Raw genomic sequence first — 311 nt, 5'->3', positions numbered from 1 at the left:
GCCGGAAAGCTGCCCTCGGGCAAACGCGCGACATAGCCAAGATACGCACTGTCACTTGCGACCAGAACCGCCTGATCGCGCAACTCAAACCGGGCAATCTTGCCCCCCTCATTTTCAAGCGACAGCAAGCGGATAAAGTCCCGTGGCAAGGCAAACAGATTGCTGTCCTCCTTGGCCGAACCAGCCCCAGCGCCATCCCCGTCCGCCAAGCGCGAGAGCCAGCACCCCCGCCCGGCAAACCGCCAAGGGTAGCCCGCCAGCATGCCGTCACGCACAGCGGGATAAAGCATCCGGGCAATCTCGGCCTCGGC

General features: G+C 63.7%; 1 pseudogene. It reads right to left on the bottom strand.

The window, feature by feature from the left end:
- Positions 1–311: pseudogene (locus B2T33_RS01810) on the bottom strand (hypothetical protein); the annotation flags it as partial.

It is taken from the genome of Thalassospira sp. UBA4513 (assembly GCF_002388495.1).
GTDB classification, from domain to species: domain Bacteria; phylum Pseudomonadota; class Alphaproteobacteria; order Rhodospirillales; family Thalassospiraceae; genus Thalassospira; species Thalassospira tepidiphila.
The sequence above is the reverse complement of the archived record's forward strand: the minus strand, read 5'-3'. Positions and strand labels throughout refer to the sequence as shown.